Origin of the sequence: Pseudomonas sp. WS 5051, from assembly GCF_012985715.1 — a bacterium.
Classification (GTDB): domain Bacteria; phylum Pseudomonadota; class Gammaproteobacteria; order Pseudomonadales; family Pseudomonadaceae; genus Aquipseudomonas; species Aquipseudomonas bubulae.
Genome location: NZ_JAAQWV010000006.1, coordinates 195,164 through 216,154, shown reverse-complemented (window position 1 = coordinate 216,154; position 20,991 = coordinate 195,164). Strand labels below are relative to the sequence as shown.

At 59.0% G+C, this 20,991-nt stretch carries 24 protein-coding genes and 1 pseudogene; 10 read left to right on the top strand and 15 right to left on the bottom strand.

Features of this window, described 5'->3' with window-relative positions; translation table 11 throughout:
• Positions 1 to 2: 2 nt before the first annotated feature.
• Complete coding sequence (gene cysN, locus HBN79_RS12280; RefSeq protein ID WP_095024926.1) at positions 3 to 1,901, top strand: sulfate adenylyltransferase subunit CysN; 1,899 nt, start codon at positions 3 to 5, stop codon at positions 1,899 to 1,901.
• A gap of 174 nt (positions 1,902 to 2,075) precedes the next feature.
• On the opposite strand, the gene HBN79_RS12275 is transcribed toward cysN, so the two are convergent.
• The 3 genes and pseudogenes from HBN79_RS12275 to HBN79_RS12265 form a co-directional block, all read right to left on the bottom strand.
• Complete coding sequence (locus HBN79_RS12275) at positions 2,076 to 2,981, bottom strand: acyltransferase (protein ID WP_095001157.1); 906 nt, start codon at positions 2,979 to 2,981, stop codon at positions 2,076 to 2,078.
• A complete protein-coding gene (gene pta / locus HBN79_RS12270; RefSeq protein ID WP_133144311.1) occupies positions 2,982 to 5,081 on the bottom strand; it encodes a phosphate acetyltransferase in 2,100 nt (699 codons plus the stop codon). It lies immediately after the preceding gene.
• Positions 5,082 to 5,141: 60 nt separating this feature from the next.
• Positions 5,142 to 5,449 (bottom strand): annotated as a pseudogene (locus HBN79_RS12265) (DUF3565 domain-containing protein).
• On the opposite strand from HBN79_RS12265, the gene HBN79_RS12260 reads away from it, so the two are divergent.
• Both HBN79_RS12260 and HBN79_RS12255 read left to right on the top strand, forming a co-directional pair.
• On the top strand, positions 5,448 to 5,933 hold the full coding sequence (locus HBN79_RS12260) for a peptidylprolyl isomerase (protein ID WP_095001159.1): 486 nt from the start codon (positions 5,448 to 5,450) through the stop codon (positions 5,931 to 5,933). The pseudogene HBN79_RS12265 and the gene HBN79_RS12260 sit on opposite strands and share 2 nt — an antisense overlap.
• 135 nt (positions 5,934 to 6,068) lie before the next feature.
• Positions 6,069 to 6,551 (top strand): glutathione peroxidase, encoded by a 483-nt coding sequence (locus tag HBN79_RS12255; RefSeq protein WP_095001160.1) that lies wholly within the window; start codon positions 6,069 to 6,071, stop codon positions 6,549 to 6,551.
• On the opposite strand, the gene HBN79_RS12250 is transcribed toward HBN79_RS12255, so the two are convergent.
• Positions 6,548 to 7,738 (bottom strand): glycosyltransferase family 1 protein, encoded by a 1,191-nt coding sequence (locus HBN79_RS12250; protein ID WP_262372409.1) that lies wholly within the window; start codon positions 7,736 to 7,738, stop codon positions 6,548 to 6,550. The genes HBN79_RS12255 and HBN79_RS12250 overlap by 4 nt on opposite strands.
• Before the next feature lie 61 nt (positions 7,739 to 7,799).
• Positions 7,800 to 8,561, bottom strand: a complete 762-nt coding sequence (gene cysZ / locus HBN79_RS12245; RefSeq protein WP_095001162.1) for a sulfate transporter CysZ — start codon at positions 8,559 to 8,561, stop codon at positions 7,800 to 7,802.
• Between the two features lie 311 nt (positions 8,562 to 8,872).
• Between cysZ and trxB the strand changes: the two genes are divergently transcribed.
• On the top strand, positions 8,873 to 9,835 hold the full coding sequence (gene trxB / locus HBN79_RS12240) for a thioredoxin-disulfide reductase (RefSeq protein WP_016781820.1): 963 nt from the start codon (positions 8,873 to 8,875) through the stop codon (positions 9,833 to 9,835).
• A gap of 152 nt (positions 9,836 to 9,987) precedes the next feature.
• Here trxB and HBN79_RS12235 read toward each other — a convergent pair whose 3' ends face one another.
• The 6 genes from HBN79_RS12235 to HBN79_RS12210 form a co-directional block, all read right to left on the bottom strand.
• The gene (locus tag HBN79_RS12235; protein ID WP_169916753.1) at positions 9,988 to 10,329 is read right to left on the bottom strand and encodes a HopJ type III effector protein; all 342 of its coding nucleotides are present in this window, start codon (positions 10,327 to 10,329) and stop codon (positions 9,988 to 9,990) included.
• On the bottom strand, positions 10,322 to 10,618 hold the full coding sequence (locus HBN79_RS12230) for a DUF1244 domain-containing protein (protein ID WP_095018232.1): 297 nt from the start codon (positions 10,616 to 10,618) through the stop codon (positions 10,322 to 10,324). The genes HBN79_RS12235 and HBN79_RS12230 overlap by 8 nt, the downstream gene beginning before the upstream one ends.
• Positions 10,619 to 10,632: 14 nt before the next feature.
• A complete protein-coding gene (gene folX, locus HBN79_RS12225) occupies positions 10,633 to 11,019 on the bottom strand; it encodes a dihydroneopterin triphosphate 2'-epimerase (protein WP_095001165.1) in 387 nt (128 codons plus the stop codon).
• Positions 11,019 to 11,579 (bottom strand): GTP cyclohydrolase I FolE, encoded by a 561-nt coding sequence (gene folE, locus HBN79_RS12220; RefSeq protein ID WP_095001166.1) that lies wholly within the window; start codon positions 11,577 to 11,579, stop codon positions 11,019 to 11,021. Before folE ends, folX begins: the two co-directional genes overlap by 1 nt.
• Before the next feature lie 25 nt (positions 11,580 to 11,604).
• On the bottom strand, positions 11,605 to 12,315 hold the full coding sequence (folM, locus tag HBN79_RS12215) for a dihydromonapterin reductase (protein WP_169916752.1): 711 nt from the start codon (positions 12,313 to 12,315) through the stop codon (positions 11,605 to 11,607).
• Positions 12,316 to 12,403: 88 nt separating this feature from the next.
• Positions 12,404 to 12,973: an antibiotic biosynthesis monooxygenase gene (locus HBN79_RS12210; protein ID WP_095001168.1), complete on the bottom strand. Its 570-nt coding sequence runs from the start codon at positions 12,971 to 12,973 to the stop codon at positions 12,404 to 12,406.
• A gap of 247 nt (positions 12,974 to 13,220) precedes the next feature.
• On the opposite strand from HBN79_RS12210, the gene HBN79_RS12205 reads away from it, so the two are divergent.
• A complete protein-coding gene (locus HBN79_RS12205) occupies positions 13,221 to 14,153 on the top strand; it encodes a MerR family transcriptional regulator (protein ID WP_095026603.1) in 933 nt (310 codons plus the stop codon).
• Here HBN79_RS12205 and HBN79_RS12200 read toward each other — a convergent pair whose 3' ends face one another.
• A complete protein-coding gene (locus HBN79_RS12200) occupies positions 14,154 to 14,759 on the bottom strand; it encodes a hypothetical protein (RefSeq protein WP_095001170.1) in 606 nt (201 codons plus the stop codon).
• Between the two features lie 58 nt (positions 14,760 to 14,817).
• Positions 14,818 to 15,285: a PAS domain-containing protein gene (locus HBN79_RS12195; protein WP_095001171.1), complete on the bottom strand. Its 468-nt coding sequence runs from the start codon at positions 15,283 to 15,285 to the stop codon at positions 14,818 to 14,820.
• A 101-nt stretch (positions 15,286 to 15,386) separates the two neighbouring features.
• Here HBN79_RS12195 and HBN79_RS12190 point away from each other — a divergent pair, with 101 nt between their 5' ends.
• Entirely contained in the window at positions 15,387 to 15,842 is a 456-nt protein-coding gene (locus HBN79_RS12190; protein WP_095001172.1) for a flavodoxin, read from the top strand.
• Here HBN79_RS12190 and HBN79_RS12185 read toward each other — a convergent pair.
• A complete protein-coding gene (locus HBN79_RS12185) occupies positions 15,823 to 16,719 on the bottom strand; it encodes a LysR family transcriptional regulator (protein WP_095001173.1) in 897 nt (298 codons plus the stop codon). The two genes, HBN79_RS12190 and HBN79_RS12185, sit on opposite strands and share 20 nt — an antisense overlap.
• Positions 16,720 to 16,818: 99 nt before the next feature.
• On the opposite strand from HBN79_RS12185, the gene HBN79_RS12180 reads away from it, so the two are divergent.
• The 3 genes from HBN79_RS12180 (at position 16,819) to HBN79_RS12170 (ending at position 18,713) form a co-directional block, all read left to right on the top strand.
• The gene (locus tag HBN79_RS12180; protein WP_095001174.1) at positions 16,819 to 17,205 is read left to right on the top strand and encodes a CidA/LrgA family protein; all 387 of its coding nucleotides are present in this window, start codon (positions 16,819 to 16,821) and stop codon (positions 17,203 to 17,205) included.
• Positions 17,195 to 17,881 carry an LrgB family protein gene (locus HBN79_RS12175; RefSeq protein ID WP_095023067.1) on the top strand — a complete coding sequence of 229 codons (687 nt, stop codon included), beginning with the start codon at positions 17,195 to 17,197 and terminating at the stop codon, positions 17,879 to 17,881. Before HBN79_RS12180 ends, HBN79_RS12175 begins: the two co-directional genes overlap by 11 nt.
• Before the next feature lie 457 nt (positions 17,882 to 18,338).
• A complete protein-coding gene (locus HBN79_RS12170) occupies positions 18,339 to 18,713 on the top strand; it encodes a hypothetical protein (RefSeq protein WP_169916751.1) in 375 nt (124 codons plus the stop codon).
• Positions 18,714 to 18,725: 12 nt separating this feature from the next.
• Here HBN79_RS12170 and HBN79_RS12165 read toward each other — a convergent pair whose 3' ends face one another.
• Positions 18,726 to 19,520 (bottom strand): IclR family transcriptional regulator, encoded by a 795-nt coding sequence (locus tag HBN79_RS12165; RefSeq protein ID WP_095001178.1) that lies wholly within the window; start codon positions 19,518 to 19,520, stop codon positions 18,726 to 18,728.
• A 164-nt stretch (positions 19,521 to 19,684) separates the two neighbouring features.
• Here HBN79_RS12165 and hmgA point away from each other — a divergent pair, with 164 nt between their 5' ends.
• Positions 19,685 to 20,989, top strand: coding sequence for a homogentisate 1,2-dioxygenase (gene hmgA / locus HBN79_RS12160; protein ID WP_095031465.1), 1,305 nt, complete (start codon positions 19,685 to 19,687; stop codon positions 20,987 to 20,989).
• Positions 20,990 to 20,991: the final 2 nt, after the last annotated feature.

The window sequence follows — 20,991 nt, the reverse complement described above, 5'->3', positions numbered from 1 at the left end:
TCATGTCGCACGTATCTGATTTGATCAGCGAGGACATCCTCGCCTACCTGGGCCAGCACGAACGCAAAGAAATGCTGCGTTTCCTGACCTGTGGCAACGTCGACGACGGCAAGAGCACCCTGATCGGGCGCTTGCTGCACGACTCCAAGATGATCTACGAAGACCATCTGGAAGCCATTACCCGCGACTCGAAAAAAAGCGGTACCACAGGCGACGATATCGACCTGGCGCTGCTGGTAGACGGCCTGCAAGCTGAGCGCGAGCAGGGTATTACCATCGACGTGGCTTATCGTTATTTCTCCACCGCCAAGCGCAAATTCATCATTGCCGACACCCCTGGCCATGAGCAGTACACCCGCAACATGGCCACCGGTGCATCGACCTGTGACCTGGCGATCATTCTGGTGGATGCCCGTTACGGCGTGCAGACCCAGACCCGTCGCCACAGCTTTATTGCTTCGTTGCTGGGCATCAAGCATATCGTCGTGGCCATCAACAAGATGGACCTCAAGGGTTTCGACGAGGGTGTGTTCGAGTCGATCAAGGCCGACTACCTGAAGTTCGCCGAAGGCTTGAAGATGAAGCCTACCAGCCTGCACTTTGTGCCGATGTCCGCCCTTAAAGGCGACAACGTGGTGAACAAGTCCGAGCGCTCGCCGTGGTACACCGGCCAGTCGCTGATGGAAATCCTCGAAACCGTGGAAGTGGCGGCCGACCGCAACCTCACCGACCTGCGCTTCCCGGTGCAGTACGTGAACCGTCCGAACCTGAACTTCCGTGGTTTTGCCGGTACCCTGGCCAGCGGCATCGTGCACAAGGGCGATGAAATCGTCGTATTGCCGTCGGGCAAGAGCAGCCGGGTCAAATCCATCGTCACCTTTGAAGGTGAGCTGGAACACGCAGGCCCGGGCCAGGCAGTTACGCTGACCATGGAAGACGAGATCGACATCTCCCGTGGCGACCTGTTGGTGCATGCCGACAATGTGCCGCTGGTGACTGACAACTTCGAAGCCATGCTGGTGTGGATGGCTGAAGAGCCGATGCTGCCGGGCAAGAAGTACGACATCAAGCGCGCCACCAGCTATGTACCGGGTTCGATTGCCAGCATCATCAACAAGGTCGATGTGAACACCCTGGAAGAGGGCCCGGCCAGCGCCTTGCAACTGAACGAGATCGGCAAGGTCAAGATCAGCCTCGACGCACCGATCGCCCTGGACGGCTACGCCAGCAACCGCACCACCGGTTCGTTTATCATCATCGACCGTTTGACCAATGGCACTGTCGGTGCCGGGATGATCGTTGCACAGCCGTTGAGTCATGGCAGCGCGACCCATCATGGCAAATTGGCGCATGTGGCGGTTGAAGAGCGTGCCCAGCGCTTTGGCCAGCAGCCCGCCACCGTTCTGTTCAGCGGCCTGTCCGGCGCCGGCAAGAGCACCCTGGCCTATGCAGTTGAGCGCAAGCTATTCGACATGGGGCGTGCGGTGTTCGTACTCGATGGTCAGAACCTGCGTCATGACCTGAACAAGGGGCTGCCACAGGATCGTGCCGGTCGTACGGAAAACTGGCGTCGTGCCGCTCACGTGGCACGTCAGTTTAACGAAGCGGGCTTGCTGACATTGGCCGCGTTCGTGGCACCGGATGCCGAAGGTCGTGAACAGGCTAAGGCGCTGATCGGCAGCGACCGTCTGCTTACCGTGTATGTGCAGGCATCCCCGGCCGTATGCGCCGAGCGAGACCCGCAAGGTTTGTATGCGGCGGGTGGCGACAATATTCCGGGTGAGTCCTTCCCGTATGACGTGCCGTTGAATGCCGACCTGGTGGTCGACACGCAAACGCTGTCACTGGAAGAAAGCGTCAAGCAGGTGCTGGACCTGTTGCGTCAACGCGGCGCAATTTAAGCCGCACTAAAAAGCCCGCCACCGAGTGATCGGTGGCGGGCTTTTTGTTGGGCGCTGTATTTTCCCCCAGCCCTCTCCCGAGGGAGCTGATTTGTGGTGTTGTACAGGTCTGCTTTTGCCTTTAGTCCCCTCTCCCTTTGGGAGAGGGTTAGGGTGAGGGGCTTTTGATCTTCTTCACTGTGCCGGATAGTCCCGATGCAACTGCTCCAGCAAGCGGTCCTTGTCTTCCCAGAGCTGGTTGATCCAGCCCTGGAACGCCAGGCGGTACTCCGGGTCCTGGTCGTAGTTCTTGCCCAGGAATTCATCGGGTATTTGCAGCTCTTCAAACACCACGACCACGTCTTTCACATTGCCGCACAACAAGTCCCAGTACCCCGGACGCCCGCCCGGGTAGTGGATGGTCACGTTGACGATTGATTTCAGCTGTTCGCCCATCGCGTCCAGGACGAAGGCGATACCGCCGGCCTTGGGCTTGAGCAGGTAGCGAAACGGCGAGTTCTGTTGCGCATGCTTGGCTTCGGTGAAGCGCGTGCCTTCGACGAAGTTGAAGATGCCCACCGACTGGTTCTTGAATTTGGCGCAGGTCTTGCGCGTGGTTGCCAGATCAGCACCTTTCTTTTCCGGATGTTTGGCCAGGTACGCCTTCGAATAGCGTTTCATAAACGGAAAGCCCAGTGCCCACCACGCCAGGCCAATCACCGGAACCCAGATCAGTTCCTGTTTAAGGAAGAACTTCAGCGGACGGATGCGTTTGTTAAGCACATATTGAAGCACCATGATGTCAACCCAGCTCTGGTGGTTGCTGGTCACCAGATACGAGTGCTCATAGTCCAGCCCTTCAAGGCCCTTGATATGCCAGCGGGTCTTGCGTATCAGGTCCATCCAGCGGTTGTTGTTGCCGACCCAGGCTTCGTGGATCCGGCGCATCAATTCGTCGGTCAGCCGTTGCGCCGCCGGGAACGGCAGGCACAGCTTGAAAATCGCGACGATAAACAACGGCGTGCAACACAGGATGGTGTTGATCGCCAGCAGCAGTGAAGCGATGACGCCGCGTATCGGCGCAGGCAGAAAGTCCAGCATTTACACATCCATAGGTCGGTTGGCGGCTTGAATCGCCGTAAGGGCGATGGTGTAGACGATATCGTCCACTTGTGCGCCGCGAGGCAGATCGTTTACCGGTTTGCGCAGGCCTTGCAGCATAGGCCCCAAGCTGACGCAGTCAGCGCTGCGCTGTACGGCTTTGTGCGTGGTGTTGCCAGTATTGAGGTCGGGGAACACAAATACCGTAGCCCGGCCCGCCACCTGGCTGTTGGGCGCCAGTTGCCTGGCCACCACTTCGTTGGCTGCTGCGTCGTATTGCAACGGGCCGTCGATCAGCAGCGCATGTTGCGCTTCGTGCGCCAGAAGGGTGGCTTCGCGGACTTTTTCGACTTCTTCACCACTGGCCGATTCGCCGCTGGAATAGCTGATCATGGCTACCCGTGGAGTAATGCCGAACGCTGCGGCAGAGTCGGCACTTTGCAGGGCGATCTCAGCCAGTTCAGTGGCGCTCGGGTGCGGGTTCATGACGCAGTCGCCATACACCAGCACCTGCTCGGGGAACAACATGAAGAACACGGATGACACCAGCGTACAGCCCGGCGCGGTTTTGATCAGCTGCAGGGCAGGGCGGATGGTGTTGGCGGTGGAATGGATCACCCCTGAAACCAGGCCGTCGACCTCATCCAGCGCCAGCATCATGGTACCAATCACCACCGGGTCTTCCAGTTGTTGCTCGGCCATCGGCGCGTTGAGGCTTTTGGTTTTGCGCAGGGCCACCATCGGTTCGACGTACCGGCCGCGGATCAGGTCCGGGTCAAGAATCTCCAGTCCTTCGGGCAGTTCAAAACCGTGGGCCTTGGCCACTGCCTGGACTTCTTCGGGCTTGGCCAGCAATACACAACGGGCGATACCGCGTGCCTGGCAAATGGCCGCAGCCTGTACGGTCAGGGGTTCGCTGCCTTCGGGCAGGACAATGCGCTTGTTGGCCTGCTGGGCGCGCTGGATCAACTGATAGCGAAAAACGGCAGGGGTGAGGCGCATTTCGCGGGGTGTACCGCAGCGCTGGTGCAGCCAGTGGGCATCGAGGTGGCTGGCGACGAAATCAGTGATGATTTCCGCGCGCTCGCGGTCATCGATGGGAATTTCCTTGTTCAGGCCGTTGAGACGGTTGGCGGTGTCGTACGAGCCGGTACTCACCGACAGCACCGGCAGCCCGGCCTGCAGGGCGCCACGGCAGAGTTCCATCAGGCGTGGATCGGGCTGGGTGTCGCTGGTCAGCAGCAGGCCGGCCAGCGGGACGCCGTTCATGGCGGCGAGGCTCACGGCCAGGATAATGTCGTCGCGATCTCCCGGGGTGACCACCAGCACGCCCGGTTTGAGCAGTTGCAGGGTGTTGAGCACCGTGCGTGCGCAGAGGATGATTTTCGACATGCGACGGGTTTCATAGTCCCCGGCATTGAGCACCTGGGCTCCCAGCAATTCGGCCACATCGCGGGTGCGTGGAGCATTCAGCTCGGGCTGAAAGGGAATGCAGCCCAGCAACTTGAAATCACCACTGCGCAGCAGCGGCGAATGCTCTTTGAGGCGTGCCGCAAAAGCGTCCATGCTTTCGTCGGTGCGCACCTTGTTGAGGATCACGCCCAGCACTTTCGGGTCTTTTGGCCCGCCAAACAGCTGGGCCTGCAACTCCACCCGACCCGACAGCTCGGTCAGCACTTCGTTTTCCGGGGCCGAGACCAGGATCACTTCAGCATCCAGGCTCTTGGCCAGGTGCAGGTTGACCCGTGCCGCGTAGCTGGCCGTGCGGGTGGGCACCATGCCTTCGACAATCAGCACGTCCTTGCCGATGGCCGCTTGTTGATAGAGGTTGATGATTTCTTCGAGCAACTCATCCAGCTGGCCGTCACCCAGCATGCGCTCGACATGGGCCAGGCCCAGCGGGGTAGGCGGCTTGAGGCCGTGGGTGCGGGCCACCAGTTCAGTGGAGCGCTCCGGCCCCAAATCCCCCGGGTGCGGCTGGGCAATGGGCTTGAAAAACCCGACTTTAAGCCCGGCGCGCTCAAGAGTGCGAACCAGGCCCAGGCTAATGGATGTCAGACCCACACCAAAATCGGTGGGCGCGATAAAGAAAGTTTGCATGCGAGCTTCCTGACGTGGCAGTGCAAGGGCAACACCCTTTAAACGGGGCTTGTGCCTGAATCAATTGCCAAGATTAGCGCTATCCGCCTCTTGAGCACACCAGCCACAGGCAAAGGGCTGGCCTATTTTGGCCTGGCGTTGCCCGGGATCAAGCACCCACGGCCGGGATTGCCAGGGCGGTTGATGGCGCTGGTGCTGTGTGTGGCCACAGGAGAGCACGGCAACCCAGTGCTGCTCCTCATCCTGACGCCAGCCAATGATCGTTGAAGTTTTCAAAATTATCCGTTGGTCTTGGTTGTGTTCGCTTTCGGGCGATTGCTTGGTTAAACTTGCGAACTCATTATTTTTTGCAAAAGGTCTCGCCCCATGACGATCGCCGCTAACAAGGCTGTCTCCATCGACTATACCCTGACCAACGACGCTGGTGAGGTCATCGACAGCTCCGCCGGCGGCGCGCCGCTGGTTTACCTGCAAGGCGCTGGCAACATCATCCCGGGTCTGGAAAAGGCTCTGGTTGGCAAGGCCGTCGGTGACGAGCTGGACGTTACCGTTGAGCCGGAAGACGCGTACGGCGAGTACTCCGCCGAACTGGTCAGCACCCTGAGCAGCAGCATGTTCGAAGGCGTTGACCAACTGGAAGTTGGCATGCAGTTCCACGCTTCGGCGCCGGACGGCCAAATGCAGATCGTGACCATCCGTGACCTGGACGGCGACGACGTGACTGTAGACGGTAACCACCCACTGGCTGGTCAGCGTCTGAACTTCAAGGTCAAGGTTGTGGCTATCCGTGACGCGAGCGAAGAAGAAATCGCTCACGGCCACGTACACGGTGAAGGCGGTCATCAGCACTGACAAGTGCTGCTACGCTCACATGAGAGCTAGCCAGGAAAGGCGCCTACGGGCGCCTTTTTGCATCCTGGATTATGAGGGCAATCGGCAGGCTGAACGATTGTTTGAATGTGGATACGGGAATTTTTGGAGTCCGTCATGAGTGCATTTCACGAACTTACCCTGGACGCGCTGGATGGCAAGCCGCTGCCGCTGGAGACTTTTAAAGGCAAAGTGGTGCTGGTAGTGAATGTCGCCTCCAAGTGCGGTTTGACCCCTCAGTACGCAGCCCTGGAAAACCTCTACCAGCAATTCAAGGGCAAGGGCTTCAGCGTTCTAGGCGTGCCATGCAATCAGTTCGCCGGGCAGGAACCGGGGAGCGAGCAGGATATCCAGGCGTTTTGCAGCCTCAACTACGGCGTCACTTTCCCTCTGAGCAGCAAGCTTGAGGTCAACGGGCCTGACCGCCATCAGCTTTATCGGTTGCTGGCAGGCGAGGGCGCCGAATTTGAAGGGGAAATTACCTGGAACTTCGAGAAGTTTCTGGTTGGCAAGGATGGCCGGGTATTGGCGCGTTTCTCACCGCGTACCGCCCCAGACGATGCCACGGTCATTCAGGCCATTGAGAAGTCCCTGGCCTAAGGCTTTTTTACGGTCATCGGAACCGGCACCGGGGCTGCGTATTCGCGGCCCTGGCGAGCCTGCTGCAACTGGTTTTCGAACTGCTCGACAATCCCCGTCCAGCTTTGCCGACTGGCATGGCGACGGGCATTGAGGCGCAGGGTGCGCAAGGTTTCCGGGTCATCAAGCAGCCAGCAGGCGGCTTCGATCCAGGCGTATTCATCCCCCGGCATGGCCAGTACGCCGTTGTAGCCATGACGAATATGCAAGCCGGCAGCAGCCTCGTCATAGGCCACCACTCCCAGGCCTGAAGCCTGGGCTTCGAGCACCACGTTGCCGAAAGTTTCGCTCAGGCTGGGAAACAAAAACACATCACCGGATGCGTAATGGCACGCTAGCGCTTCGCCAGACTGCTGCCCGCAAAAAATGGCCTCAGGCAACGAGGCTTCCAGTGAGGCACGTTTTGAGCCGTTGCCCACCACGATCAATTTGAAGCGGCGTGCGGGATAACGGGCTTGTAGTTCATCGAAACAGCGCTTGAGTGCGTCCAGATTTTTTTCCGGTGCCAAGCGTCCTACATACAACAGGGCAATATCGTTTTCTCTGAGCCCCCAACTCTGGCGCAAGCCATTCTGACGTTTTGCCGGGCTGAACAGCTGGCTATCGACGCCACGGGGCAGCAGCTCCAGGCGTTCAAAATGCCTGCGCTCAAGCTCGACGCGTTGGCTGGCACTGGGCACCAGGGTCATTGCCGAGCGGTTGTGAAACCCGCGCAGGTAGTGAGTCAGCGCCCGGGTAAACAGGGTCAGGCCATGCTGGCGCAAGTACTGCTGAAAATTGGTATGAAAGCCGGTGACCGCGGTAATGCCGAGGCGTCGGGCAACCCTGAGTGCGCACAGCCCCAGGGGCCCCTCTGTGGCGATATAAACCACGTCAGGGGGGTGCTGGCACCAGCGCCTGGTCAGGCGATGGGTGGAGGTCAGGCCCCACTGCAGGCCGGGATAACCGGGCAGCGGCCAACCGCGGCAGAGCATCAGGTCGTCGCTGCTGCGCTGGTTGCCATCGGCGCTCTGGCGTGGGCGTATCAGTTGCACGCGGTGGTTGCGGGCGCGCAAGCCATCGCACAGGTGGCCAAGGGTATTGGCCACGCCATTGATTTCAGGGGCGAAGGTTTCGGTAACAAGTGCGATATGAAGGACTGTGGTCATGACCCCAGTGTGCGTTGGGGTCATGACGTCAATGTGTCACGGTGATGATGGAATGATGAAGTCAGCGGCTGCGGTTGGCGGCTGCCAGCGCTTCATCGCCACGCTCGCGCACCCAGAACAGGGTTGCACCGGCAACGGCTGCGGGCATCATCAGGATATTGACCACCGGGATCAGCAGCACCAGATAGACGATGCCGCCAAAACTCATGCTCTGCCAGCGTTTTTCGCGCAGCCAGGCGAGCATCTCGTTCCAGCCCAGCTTGTGGTTGTCGGCCGGGTAGTCGATGTACTGGATGGCCATCATCCAGATCCCGAACAGCAGCCACAGCGGTGCCGCGATCAGGTTGAGCACCGGAATAAACGAGAGGATCAGCAGGGCAATGGCCCGCGGCAGAAAGTAGCCCAGCTTGCGCATTTCACGGGCCAGGGTGCGCGGCACCATGGCGGCCAGTTCGCCCCAACTGAAAGGTGGCGAATTATCGACCCCGCGCACCACGGCTTCGACCTTCTCCGAGAGAAAACCGTTAAATGGCGCGGCGATGATGTTGGCCAGCATGGTGAAGGTGAAAAACACCATCAACGCCACCAGCACCACGAACAGTGGCCACAACACGTAGTTGAGGAAACCGAGCCAGTTGGGCAGGGTCGGCATCAAGGTATCGACCCAGAGGCTGAACTGATGCCCGGCGAAATAAATCAATCCGACGAACAGCACCAGATTGATCAGTAACGGCAGCAGCACGAACAGGCGCAAGCCAGGGCTGAGGATCAACTTAAGGCCTTCACGCAGGTACTGCGGGCCAGAGAGAACAGGGGCGGGCATAGCGTGCTCCGAACAGTGGAAAACCGGGCGACCTTAGCGGCTTTGTCCGCAGGACGAAAGCCTTGTCGCAGTATCGACAATAACTGTAACAAAGCCGTCTAAAATCGACTTCGACTACATAGAGACCTGCTATGAGCTGGATTGTTAATGCGTATTTCCTTACTCTCTGCGGCCTCTATATGCTTCACCCATATTTTTCAGGATCTGCGCGTTGCAGGCATCGCCTGGGCAGGTTTACGGTTTCTTTTTATTCCAGCCGGTAAAGCGGCGTTCCGACCCGGTTTCAATGCGGGCGGTCATAGGAGTGAGTCATGTCTGAAGTACGTCATTCGCGTGTGATTATTCTGGGTTCCGGCCCTGCCGGTTACAGCGCCGCTGTCTATGCGGCCCGCGCCAACCTCAAACCACTGCTGATCACGGGCATGCAGGCTGGCGGTCAACTGACCACCACCACCGAAGTCGACAACTGGCCTGGTGATGTTCACGGCCTGACCGGCCCGGCCTTGATGGAGCGCATGCGTGAGCATGCCGAGCGTTTCGAGACGGAAATCATTTTCGACCACATCAATGAAGTGGACCTGAAAAATCGTCCGTTCACCCTCAAGGGTGACAGCGGTACATTCACCTGCGACGCACTGATCATCGCTACCGGCGCCAGCGCCCGTTATCTGGGCTTGCCGTCGGAAGAAGCATTCATGGGCAAAGGCGTTTCTGCCTGTGCGACCTGTGACGGTTTCTTCTACCGCAACAAGCCTGTTGCTGTAGTGGGTGGTGGTAACACCGCGGTTGAAGAGGCCCTGTACCTGGCCAATATCGCCAGCAAAGTAACCCTGGTTCACCGTCGCGAAACCTTCCGCGCCGAGAAGATCCTGATCGACAAGCTGCACGCCCGTGTTGCTGAAGGCAAGATCGAACTCAAGCTGAATGCGACCCTGGACGAAGTGCTGGGCGACAACATGGGTGTGACCGGTGCGCGCCTGAAGAACAACGACGGCAGCTTTGACGAGCTGAAAGTCGATGGCGTATTTATCGCCATCGGCCACACACCGAACACTTCGTTGTTCGAAGGCCAGCTTGAGCTTAAAGACGGCTACATGGTTGTGCAGGGCGGCCGTGAAGGCAACGCTACTGCGACCAGCGTTGAAGGCGTGTTTGCTGCGGGCGACGTGGCGGACCACGTTTATCGTCAGGCCATTACCTCGGCTGGCGCCGGTTGCATGGCAGCGCTGGACACCGAGCGCTACCTGGACGGCCTGCAGAACGCCCAGTTCTGATAGCCTGCCTCAACAAAAAAACCGGCCTTGGCCGGTTTTTTTGTGTCTGCCCTGTGGGAGCGGGCTTGCTCGCGATGGGATCGCAGCGGTGTAACTGAAAAAAATCGGCGCCTGCATCGCGAGCAAGCCCGCTCCCACGATGAGTTGCAGTATTACACCTTGCGCGTAAGCGGCTGGGCTTCGAACTTGACCCCGGCCAGGCCGTGGGCAATCAGTGCGCGAATGTTGCTGTGGTCTGTGCCTTCAGGCGTGGCCAGTACCGAGCGGTAGTGTTCGCCGAAAGCCAGCAGGGTTTCCTGGTTGCTCAAACCTTCCAGCAGGGCCAGGCCCAGGGTCTTGCACGAACCTTCATTTTGCCCTGCAGCGTTTTCCACACCGCCGTTGATGAAGCTCTGAGGCTGGTAATCGTAGTGCGCGCCAATAAACGCCAGGGTATCGGCAAAAACGTGCTCGCCGCTGTTGAGGCTGGCGCGCAGGGTGTTCAAATCAGTCATGCTTTTTTCCTTGGGTGAACGCCGCCGTCTGTTCGGCGCTGGCTTCTTTCTGGTACTGGGCTTTCCACTCGGCATACGGCATGCCGTAGACCACTTCGCGTGCGTCATCGAGGCTGATGGCGATCTGGCGCTCGTCTGCTGCGGCCTTGTACCACTTGGACAGGCAATTGCGGCAAAAACCCGAGAGGTTCATCAGGTCTATGTTTTGCACGTCCTTGCGGCTGTCCAGGTGCGCGACAAGGCGGCGAAAGGCGGCTGCCTCCAGTTCAAGCTGTTCTTGAGGTGTCATGGGGTTCACCGGGGTTATGAGGTTGCAGTCTGACGGCTCGCCGCCAGTGTAATCGACACCGATTCGGCAAAGCGCAGCGCGTGCGGTTTGTCGACTTCGACTTCGGCATACAGTACCGCGTCGTTGGCCATCACCAGATCCAGCAACTCCTGGGTCAGGCGCTCAAGCAGGGCGAAGCGGTTCTCTTCGACGTGCTGGATCACGGCCTTGGTGATGGTGCGGTAATTGAGCGCGTGGTCGATATCGTTATCGCGCACCGCCTCCTGCGCCGCGTAGAGGATGGTGAGGTTGATCAACACATCCTGCTTGTTGAGGATTTCTTCCTCATTGATGCCGATATAGGTACGCAGGCACAAGTCCTTGACGCGAATACGGGCCATTCCTGGCTGAAGTTGTGGCATTACGACTTGCTCCGTCCAATCAGTTGCAAGAACTCCATGCGGGTGCTCGGTTCGCGGAAGGCGCCGAGCATGACCGAGGTGTTCATGGTCGAATTCTGTTTTTCTACGCCGCGCATCATCATGCACATATGCTGGGCTTCGATCACCACGGCCACACCGGCAGCCTGGGTGACGCTTTCGATGGCGTCCGCGATTTCCCGGGTGAGGTTTTCCTGGATCTGCAGGCGCCGGGCAAACATGTCGACAATGCGGGCGATTTTCGACAGCCCCAGTACCTTGCCCGTCGGTATATAGGCCACATGGGCCTTGCCGATAAAGGGCAGCAGGTGATGCTCGCACAATGAGTACAGCTCGATATTGGCCACGATCACCATTTCGTCACTGTCAGAGGCGAAGAGGGCGCCGTTGACGATTTTCTCCACGCTCTGCTCGTAGCCATGACACAGGTATTGCATGGCTTTGGCGGCGCGTTTGGGGGTGTCGAGCAGGCCTTCGCGCTCAGGGTCTTCGCCTAAACCAATAAGAATCTCGCGGTAATGCTCAGGCAGTGATGCGCTCATCTAAGTACTTCCTCGCGGGGCGGCATTATTTTAAATGCCGGCCGCCGTTGACGGTCAGGGTGGTGCCGGTCACATACGGGTTGTCCAGCAGATAGCGCAGGCTGCGGTAAATCACCTCGGCGCCGGGCTCGATGCCCAGCACGGATTTGGCCAGCGCTTGGGTGCGGTACGCCGCATCGTCGTCGGGGTTGAACATCAGCAAGGCCGGGGCGATACCGTTGACTTTGATCTGTGGCGCCAGTTTAGCCGCGAATGACAGGGTCAGGCTGTCGAGCCCGGCTTTGGTTGCGCAATAGGCCATATGCTTGCTGCTGCCCTTGCGTGTTACATCATCGCTGATATGCACAATATCTGCAGGGTTCGAGCGTTTGAGCAGCTCGCTGCAATGCAGGTTGATCAGATATGGCGCGAGCATATGCACGCTGAACATGTGCAAAAAGGCGCTGGTTTCTGTCTGTGGGGTTTCTTCCAGCCAGGCCGAGGCGTTGTGGACAATCGCCCGCAAGCTGTCGGTGTGTATTTTCAGCCGTTCGATAAAATCGAGAATGCCGGCTTCGGTCGAAAAGTCGGCAAACAGCGCAATGGCACCCAGGTCGCGGAGAATCTGCACGCCGGGTTTTTCACTGCGATAGGTGAAAATCACCATATAGCCGTCGGCCAGCAGCTGCTGCGCACAATGCAGGCCAACGCGCTGGCCTGCGCCAGTGATCAGAATCGGTGCGGTAGAAGTGGGCATGACGTACTCGGTGCACAAAAGCCGGAAACAGTCGCGGCGCATTGGCAAAACTATACCAGTGTCCGCGACCTGACGGCCAAGCCCGAGATTAGTGGCGCGGTGTTGCGATAGCGCTGCGCAGGGGTTTGCCTGGAGTGCTGTGCAGCCAACCTGCCAGCAAGTGGGTAGAGAGTGGAATAAACAGGTAAACCATCAGCGGCGTCAGGGCCAGGGTACTGACCAGTACCCGTGGCAACAGGGCTAACTCGCCGAGCAAGGGGGCGCATACAAAGTTGAACAGGAGTGAGACCGGGAAGAACGCCAGCCAGATGGCGACTGCCTGCTTCCAGCGGGGCGGTCTTTGCCCGGTATTGCCGAACCAGCCGTCGATGCCGCTGACCCGGTGCTCGGAAGGGTTGGCGAACAGGTCGCTGCCACGCAGCAACCAGGCCTTGCGCGAGACGGAGTGCTCCCAGGCATGCAAGGTGGATTCGTCGGCAAAGCGGAAGATGATTTGAAATTCGTCGTCGCCCGGTGGCGGCGCCAGAACGCCCGAGCCCAGGTAGCCGGCAAAGTCCGTGGCCAGCTGTTCGCCTTCGTGCAGCCAGGCGATCAGTTCCTGGTAGCGGCCTTTGGCGACACGGCGCGCAACCATCAATGTGACAGGGGAGGTAGACATTGTGTATCTCCATGAGGCTGATGCTGCCCGGGTAGGGCAATCACAAAACACGGCGCCGGGGTGGTGGGCCATGTCCTTAAAAACAAGCAAGGATTGTTCCTGAATACACACAGCGCCGTTTGTGTGAGCGGGCATCACCGCGGCTCACCTGACAGACCGCGTGGCCTGCACCGCGAGCAAGCCCGCTCCCACAGGGTCTGGATTGACGGGTAGAATCCAGTCACCCTTTCTGATTGTTGCCCTGCCGATGCCTGTGATTACTGAACTCGAGCCCATTGCCCAGGCTGATGATTGCCAGGGTCTGTATCCGATCCGGGAAGTGGCCAGGCTGACGGGAATCAACCCGGTAACCCTGCGTGCCTGGGAGCGCCGCTATGGGTTGATCGAACCAAAACGCACCGAAAGTGGGCATCGTCTGTATTCCGTGAGCGATATTGGAACGATTCGTCAGGTCATGGGCTGGCTTGAGCGTGGGGTTTCTGTCAGCAAAGTCGCGCAATTGCTAGCAAGCAACAGTTCCGTCGATGTCCCGGCCCCCGCCAGCAGTGAGTACCGCGACTGGCAAACCCGTATTGGCAGCGCCCTCACGGACTTTAACGAACCCGAATTGGAGCGTCTTTACGGGCAGATTTTCTCCAGCTACCCGATTGACGTTGTGTTTCAGGGGATTTTCCTGCCGCTGTGGCAGCAACTGCTTGGGGCCCGGGATACATTTGGCCGTACCAGTGAATGGCTGCTGCTGGACGGCTTCTTGCGCGGTCGGGTACAGCATCGCCTTCAATTGCAGGCCGCTGTTGCCCGCCCGTGCGTGCTGGTGGTGGCGATGCCTGAGTTGTGCCGCGAGCTGGAGTTGCTGGTGGCGGGCTTGCTGCTGACTCGTAATGACCGCGTGGTCAGGGTTGTGGCCATAGGTCAGCCATTGGAAGAGTTGTCACTGGTTTGCCAGAAGCTGGAGCCCCGGGCCGTTGTGCTGTTTGCCAACCATGCATTGAACACGGTCCACCAGCGCAGGCTGACACGCCTGGCACAGACCCTGAATTGCTCGGTGTCGTTGGCAGGTGAGGCCTCGGATGTGGTTCAGGAGGCTTTGGCGAACTCATCCATCGCTTGCCTGGGGAGTGTGTCACGCCTGATCAATCAACGTCTGGATGCTGAACTCAAGGCAACGCCGGGCGGTTGATCAGATGTGCAGGCCCGGGTGCGCCAGGCGGTGTTGTTGCAGGATGTACTGGCGCAGATGTTCGGTTTCGCCCTTGTCGCTCTGGCTTAGGCGGTAGGCATAAAGGCCCGTTTCCGTTTTGCGCTCCAGGGTGCCGCGCAGGTTGATCCGCTCATATCCATCGGGGCTGAACCACTGTGCAAACTGGCGTGGCGGCTGGCTGTCGTGACGCATTTCAATCAGCACGCCTTTGAACGACAGTTCGGTTACCCACAGATGACCTGCCTTGCCGCGGATATTTTCCAGCGGCACCGGCTCGGCCAGTGACAGGCGCCAGGGGCGCGCCTTTGGCCCGTCTTCGAAGATGCTCGGGGCGCCGAGTTGCAGATGCTGGGCATGGAATTCGTCTTCAACCAGGCGCAGCGGAAAACTCATTTGCTGATTGGCAATTTGTGCCTGGATGGTGACCTGTTCATGGGCGGCAAGGCGTGTCAGCAAATCGCGGATTTGCGACATCCCGTTGACCATCAGGCTCGACGAAGCATCCCGTTTATTCAACAGCGGGTTTTGGTGCATCGTTTGGATGAAATCCAGTTCGTCCTGAGTCAAAAGGGCATCGTGCGACATGGATAAAGCTCGAAAAGGTGTCTGAAAAATCGTCACAGCGACTATCAGACCGTAATTTCTACGTTTTGTTTAATCCGCTCGTCGCCTTGAGCGCCTGCAGTTCAGCCTGAACCGAGGCCAGTCGGGCTTCGAGCTGGGCGACCCGCTGCTGGGCCTTGACCTGCAAGGTGACGTCTTTTTGCACGCCAATAAAGTATGTCAGCTTGTCGTTTTCGTTAAACACCGGCGTGATCGACAGTTCATTCCAGAAGTGCGTGCCGTCCTTGCGATAGTTGCGCAGGATCTGGCGGGTGGGCTGACCGCTGGCAATCGCCTCGCGGATCAATTGCAGGCCCTGCTGGTCACGGTCGCCGGCCTGCAAGAAGCGGCAGTCCTGATAGAGGATGTCGTCGCGGCTGTAGCCGGTGAGGGTTTCAAAGGCGTTGTTTGCATAAATCAGGATGTTGTCTTCACCTTCTTGTTCGGCAACGACAATGCCGTCCTGGGACGCGTCCACCATGCGTTGTAATAAACGGGCGTTGATCATTGAGTGGTTCTCCAGAGAGGCATACAGATGGGCGCATGGTAAGGCATCGCTGCCAGACCTGTTAATATCCCAGGCTTTTAGTCAGCTACAGGATCAGATTGATGAAAGTCGCCATCCTTTCCGGCTCGGTGTACGGCACCGCTGAAGAAGTCGCCCGCAATGCGAAACAACTGCTGACCGATGCCGGTTTTGAGGTTTTGCTCAATACCCGCGCCACTTTGGCCGACCTCCAGGCGTTTGCTCCCGAAGCGCTGCTGGCGGTGACCTCGACCACGGGCATGGGCGAGCTGCCGGACAATCTCGTGCCGCTGTACAGCGCCATCCGTGACCAGTTGCCAGGCGCCTGGCGCGGGCTGCCTGGGGCAGTGATTGCCCTGGGTGATGAAAGTTACGGTGACACGTTTTGTGGCGGTGGTGAGCAAATGCGCGAACTGTTTGCCGAGCTTGGCGTGCGTGAAGTGCTGCCGATGCTGCGTTTGGACTCCAGCGTCACGGTGACTCCGGAGGAAGACTCCGAGCCGTGGATTGCAGAACTGATCAAAACACTGAAGCCGTAACCGGGCGTTCACGCAGCAGCTCAAGCCAGGCCTGGGCTGCCCGTGACAGATACGCGCCATCACGCCAGATAAACGCGATATCCCAGCGCAAGTCATCCGGTGCGAGCAGTTTGAGCCGCACCACCCCGGGGCGCACCAGCCCGCGGGCGACCACACTGGGCAGCAACACTACGCCCTGGCCTGCAGCCACCAATGCCACCAGAAAATCCGCCTGGCCACTGCGCCCGCCTTCGTTGGGGGTAAAGCCTGACTGCTGGCAGGCTTTGAGCACCCGATCGTTGAGCACAAAGCTGCGCTGGTAGAGCAAAAAGGGCGTATCAGCCAATTGCTCAAGTCTTACGCCGGGCCCCTCGGCCAGTGGATGATCGGCCGGGAGCAGAACATCCAGCGGCTCGTCACAAAACGGCTGATAAGCAAACGCGGGATTATTCGGGGTCAGGCTGCCGCCCAGCTCCAGTTCGCCGCTCAAAACGGCCTGTTCGATATTCAAGCTGCCTTCTTCGAGCAACTGCACCCGGATATTCGGGTAGCGTCGACGGTATTCGGCAAACAGCCCGGCAAACAGGGTGTTGCTGCCCAGCAGCGGCAGGCCCACCCGCAGTTCCCCCCGGGTCATCTGGCTCAAGTCGTCCAGCTCGCTCAACAACTCCCGATGCAAGCGCAGCATGCCTTCGGCCCGCTGCAACACCACATTGCCCGCTGCCGTCAGCCGCACCTGAGAACCCAGGCGGTCGAACAGCGGTGTACCGAGGCTGTGCTCGAGCTGCGCCACTTGTTTGCTCACCGCTGACTGGCTGATATGCAAGCTGTGGGAGGCGGGGGTAAAACCGCCCTGGCGGGCGACTTCGACAAAGGTGCGCAGGTGTTTGAATTCCATCGGCGTGATTCCATTTTGGAATGGCTACAAGTCTGACAATTCGTTTCCGGGATGTTAGCAGGCTCTTTAAACTGGAAACCTGTCTGAAATGGAAACAACATGAAACGCTTCGATGTAAAACGCCTGGGTCGGTTGGTCAGTGAACTGGCCGTTTTGTTGGCGCTGTATTTTCTGGGCTGCCAGCTGGCAACCTGGGGGCACTTGCCGATCCCGGGCGGGGTGGTGGGCATGGCGCTGCTGTTGCTGGCGTTTGCCCTGGGCTGGGTCAGACCGGCGACCCTGCAATTGGGGGCCGGTGTGTTGATGGCCGAAATGCTGTTGTTTTTCATCCCTGCACTCATGAGCCTGCTTGATTACGGTGTAATCGTGCGTGATGAAGGTTGGCGCATCCTGTTGGTCATTGGCGTGAGTACCTTGCTGGTGATGGTGGTGACGGCGTTTACTGTGGAAGCGGTGTGCCGCTGGAGGATGCGTCATGAAGTTTGAACTGATGCCCATGTTCTGGCTGCTGTTCACGCTGTTGACCTACGCCTTCAGCCGCTGGCTGTACCGGCGTACCGGGCGATACCTGTTGTCTCCGCTGATCCTGGTCCCGGCCTTGCTGCTAGCCGTGGCCGTGCCGTTGCACACTGCCTATGCTGAATACTCAAGCAATACCCATTGGCTGATGCTGGTTCTGGGGCCGGTAACGGTGGCCTTTGCCGTACCGATCTGGCAGCAACGCAATTTACTGGCCCGTCACTGGGTGGCGTTGCTGCTGGGGATGCTGGCGGGCAGCGCGGCGTCCATTGGCAGTTCGTTCTGGCTGGCCCGGGCGCTGGCGCTGGACACCTCATTGACCATGTCGCTGGTGCCGCGCTCCATCACCACACCGTTTGCCATGCCGCTGGCACAGGATCTGGGTGGCGTACCTGAGCTCACGGCGGTGTTTGTAATGTTCACCGGTGTGTTTGGCGCGTTGCTGGGCGGTATTTTGCTCAAGTGGTTGCCGCTGCGCAGCAGTCTGGCCCGGGGCGCCCTGTTTGGTATCGGCGCTCATGGCGCAGGGGTCAGCCGTGCCCGCGAAGTGGGCAGTGAGGAAGGCTCGGTAGCAGGCTTGGTGATGGTGCTGACCGGCATCCTTAACCTGTTTGCCGCGCCGTTGCTGGCGATGGTGTTCTAGTTCTTAAACCCGCCACATACCCCGTGGGAACGGGCTTGCTCGCGATTGACTCAACTCGGTCTGACTGAAAAACCGTGTCGATGTCATCGCGAGCAAGCCCGCTCCCACAGAATTTTTTGGGCAGCATAAAAAAGGCCGCTGTAAAACAGCGGCCAAGGAAGACGTTCATCAAGGAGCTACAAATCAACGTCAGGGTAAATCGGGGAGAGCAGAGTCGATGCGACTCGATGCGTGTCCGTGTTGCGAAGTCCGGCAAGCTTAAGGGCTGGCCCGCAGCGGAGTAAGCCCGGTTTGGGACAATCTGTATTACAGCTACGGCAACAGTCCTTGTGCGGTAACTATGTGCCGCACACCTGCTGTCGTCCCGGTGTTGAATGAGCCTTCACACGGACTCTCCAGGTCGACTTGAACCGTGCACGACGCCGGATGGGCCTGGAGCACTGACAGGAGGTTCACCATGACCCGTAATGAAAAACCCGCATCGCCGATCAACAGCTTCAGCCTCAAACCCAGCGCAGAAGTGATCGAGCGCGTGCGCTCGTTTCTTGACGAGCGACTCCAGCCCCAGGGCCTGGATTGCAGAAGCATCTATCTCAATACGGTGAACAACATCGTTGACAAGACCCTGACGTACAGTCAGAGCCTGCTGGGCCTGGGTGTGGATACGCTGGAGTGGGGCGCTGTGCAGGCCCATGATGACTGGGAGTCGGGGGTGTTTTCCCGGTCCTGGACATTCGATGACAGCCTGCGAGTGGATCAACCGTCCATGGCCGACATCGAGCAGATGATGAAAGACCTGCTCGATGAGGCCAAATACGAGTGGATGGTCTAAAACAATGAGCTGTCAGGCTGGCTGATAACCCATCCGCCAACTGATGGCCTGGCTCGCGGCCAACAAGCGTTTGGCTGCGGGCCCGTTTTCATCGGCGTGGAACAGGGAGGTGGGACCAACCACTGTCAGTACGGCCGCCACCTGACCGGTCGCATTGAACACCGGGGCCGACAAGGCATCGACGCCAGGCATCAGCAAGCCATGGACGAAGTGCAGGCCGCGCTGGCGGATTTGACTGCAAAGTGCGACGTAGGCTGCAGGTGTTTGCAGCGGATGCACCTGATCGGTCTTGAACTCCAGTTCGCGCAAGTCGGCGGTTTCGCGATCCGGTAAAAAAGCGTTGAACACCAGCCCCGTGGATGAGCTCAGCAATGGCAATACCGAGCCCAGCTGGGTCACCACCGTGACCGCCCGCACCGCCGGCTCGATATGCACCACGGTCGCGCCCTGGTTACCCCACACCGCCAAAAAGCAGGTTTCGTTCAAGTCGTCGCGCAGTTCGGCCAGGGGCAGGCTGGCGACCTTGAGCACATCCATGCTGTTGAGCGCAGCCAGTCCCACACGCAACGCCTCGCGCCCCAAACCGTAATGATTGGTGGCGACATTTTGCTCGGCAAACCCGCTGGCAATCAGTGCCTGTAAATAGCGATGCACCTTGCTCGCGGGCATTTGCACGTGTTCGGCCAGGCGCGACAGCGACGTGGAGGGTGAGAGCTCGGCCAGCGCCTTGAGGATGTCAGTGCCGACCTCGGCCGAACGCACTTTTTGCTTGCCGGTGCTGTCGTTGCTGCTGCGGGGCTTTTCCATGGAAGTGTTTATATCTCGGGACGAATGGGCGTCTTTATAGCTTGACGCTTGTTACCAATCAAATTACGTTATGCGTAATTGAATTACGATAAAAATAACGCAGCGACGCGCAAATGCCTTCAGCGCAGGGCGCAGTCATCTGCCTTCTCCATGCTGGAGGCTCCATGAACGTCGATTCGCCTTTGTCAGGTCTTGGCTATCTGTCCGGGTTTGGCAACGAATTCAGCAGCGAAGCATTGCCCGGCGCCCTGCCGGTGGGTCAGAACTCCCCGCAAAAAGCCCCCTACGGTCTGTACGCCGAATTGTTTTCCGGAACTGCGTTCACCATGGTGCGCAGCGAGGCGCGGCGTACGTGGATGTACCGCATCCAGCCGTCAGCCAACCATCCGGCGTTCGTCAAACTGGAGCGGCAACTGGCTGGTGGCCCGTTGGGCCCGGTGACGCCGAATCGCTTGCGCTGGAACCCGCTGCCGATTCCTGCCGAGGCTACGGACTTTATCGACGGTCTGGTGGGCATGGTGGCCAATGGCGGGTCGGATAAACCCTCGGGCATCAGCATTTACCATTACTGCGCCAATACTTCGATGCAGCGGGTGTTTTTCAATGCCGATGGCGAAATGTTGCTGGTTCCAGAGTCGGGGCGTTTGCGCATTTGTACCGAACTGGGGCGTCTGGATCTGCAGCCTCTGGAGATCGCGGTCATCCCTCGCGGTCTCAAGTTTCGTGTCGAGTTGCTCGACCCGCAGGCCCGTGGCTATGTTGCCGAGAACCATGGTGCACCGCTGCGCCTGCCTGATCTGGGGCCGATTGGCAGTAATGGCCTGGCCAACCCTCGCGACTTTCTGACTCCGCTCGCCCACTACGAAGACGGTGCGCGCCCTACGCAACTGGTGCAAAAATTTCTTGGTGAGTTGTGGGGCTGCGAGCTGGATCATTCGCCGCTCAACGTAGTGGCCTGGCATGGCAACAACGTGCCGTACAAATACGATCTGCGCCGCTTCAACACCATCGGCACTGTCAGCTTCGATCATCCCGATCCATCGATTTTTACTGTTTTGACTTCGCCTACCAGCGTACCGGGACTGGCCAACCTCGATTTCGTGATTTTCCCGCCGCGCTGGATGGTGGCTGAAAACACCTTCCGGCCACCCTGGTTCCACCGCAACCTGATGAACGAATTCATGGGCCTGATCCAGGGCAGTTACGATGCCAAGGCCGAAGGCTTCCTGCCCGGCGGTGCATCGCTGCACAGTTGCATGAGCGCCCACGGGCCGGACGGCGAAACCTGTACCAAAGCCATTGCGGCCCAGCTGCAACCCAGCAAGATCGAAAACACCATGGCCTTTATGTTCGAAACCAGCCAGGTGTTGCGCCCCAGCCGGTTCGCTCTGGAGTGCCCGCAGCTGCAATCGAACTACGACGCTTGCTGGGCCACGCTGCCCGTGACCTTCACCCCGAACCGGAGATAACC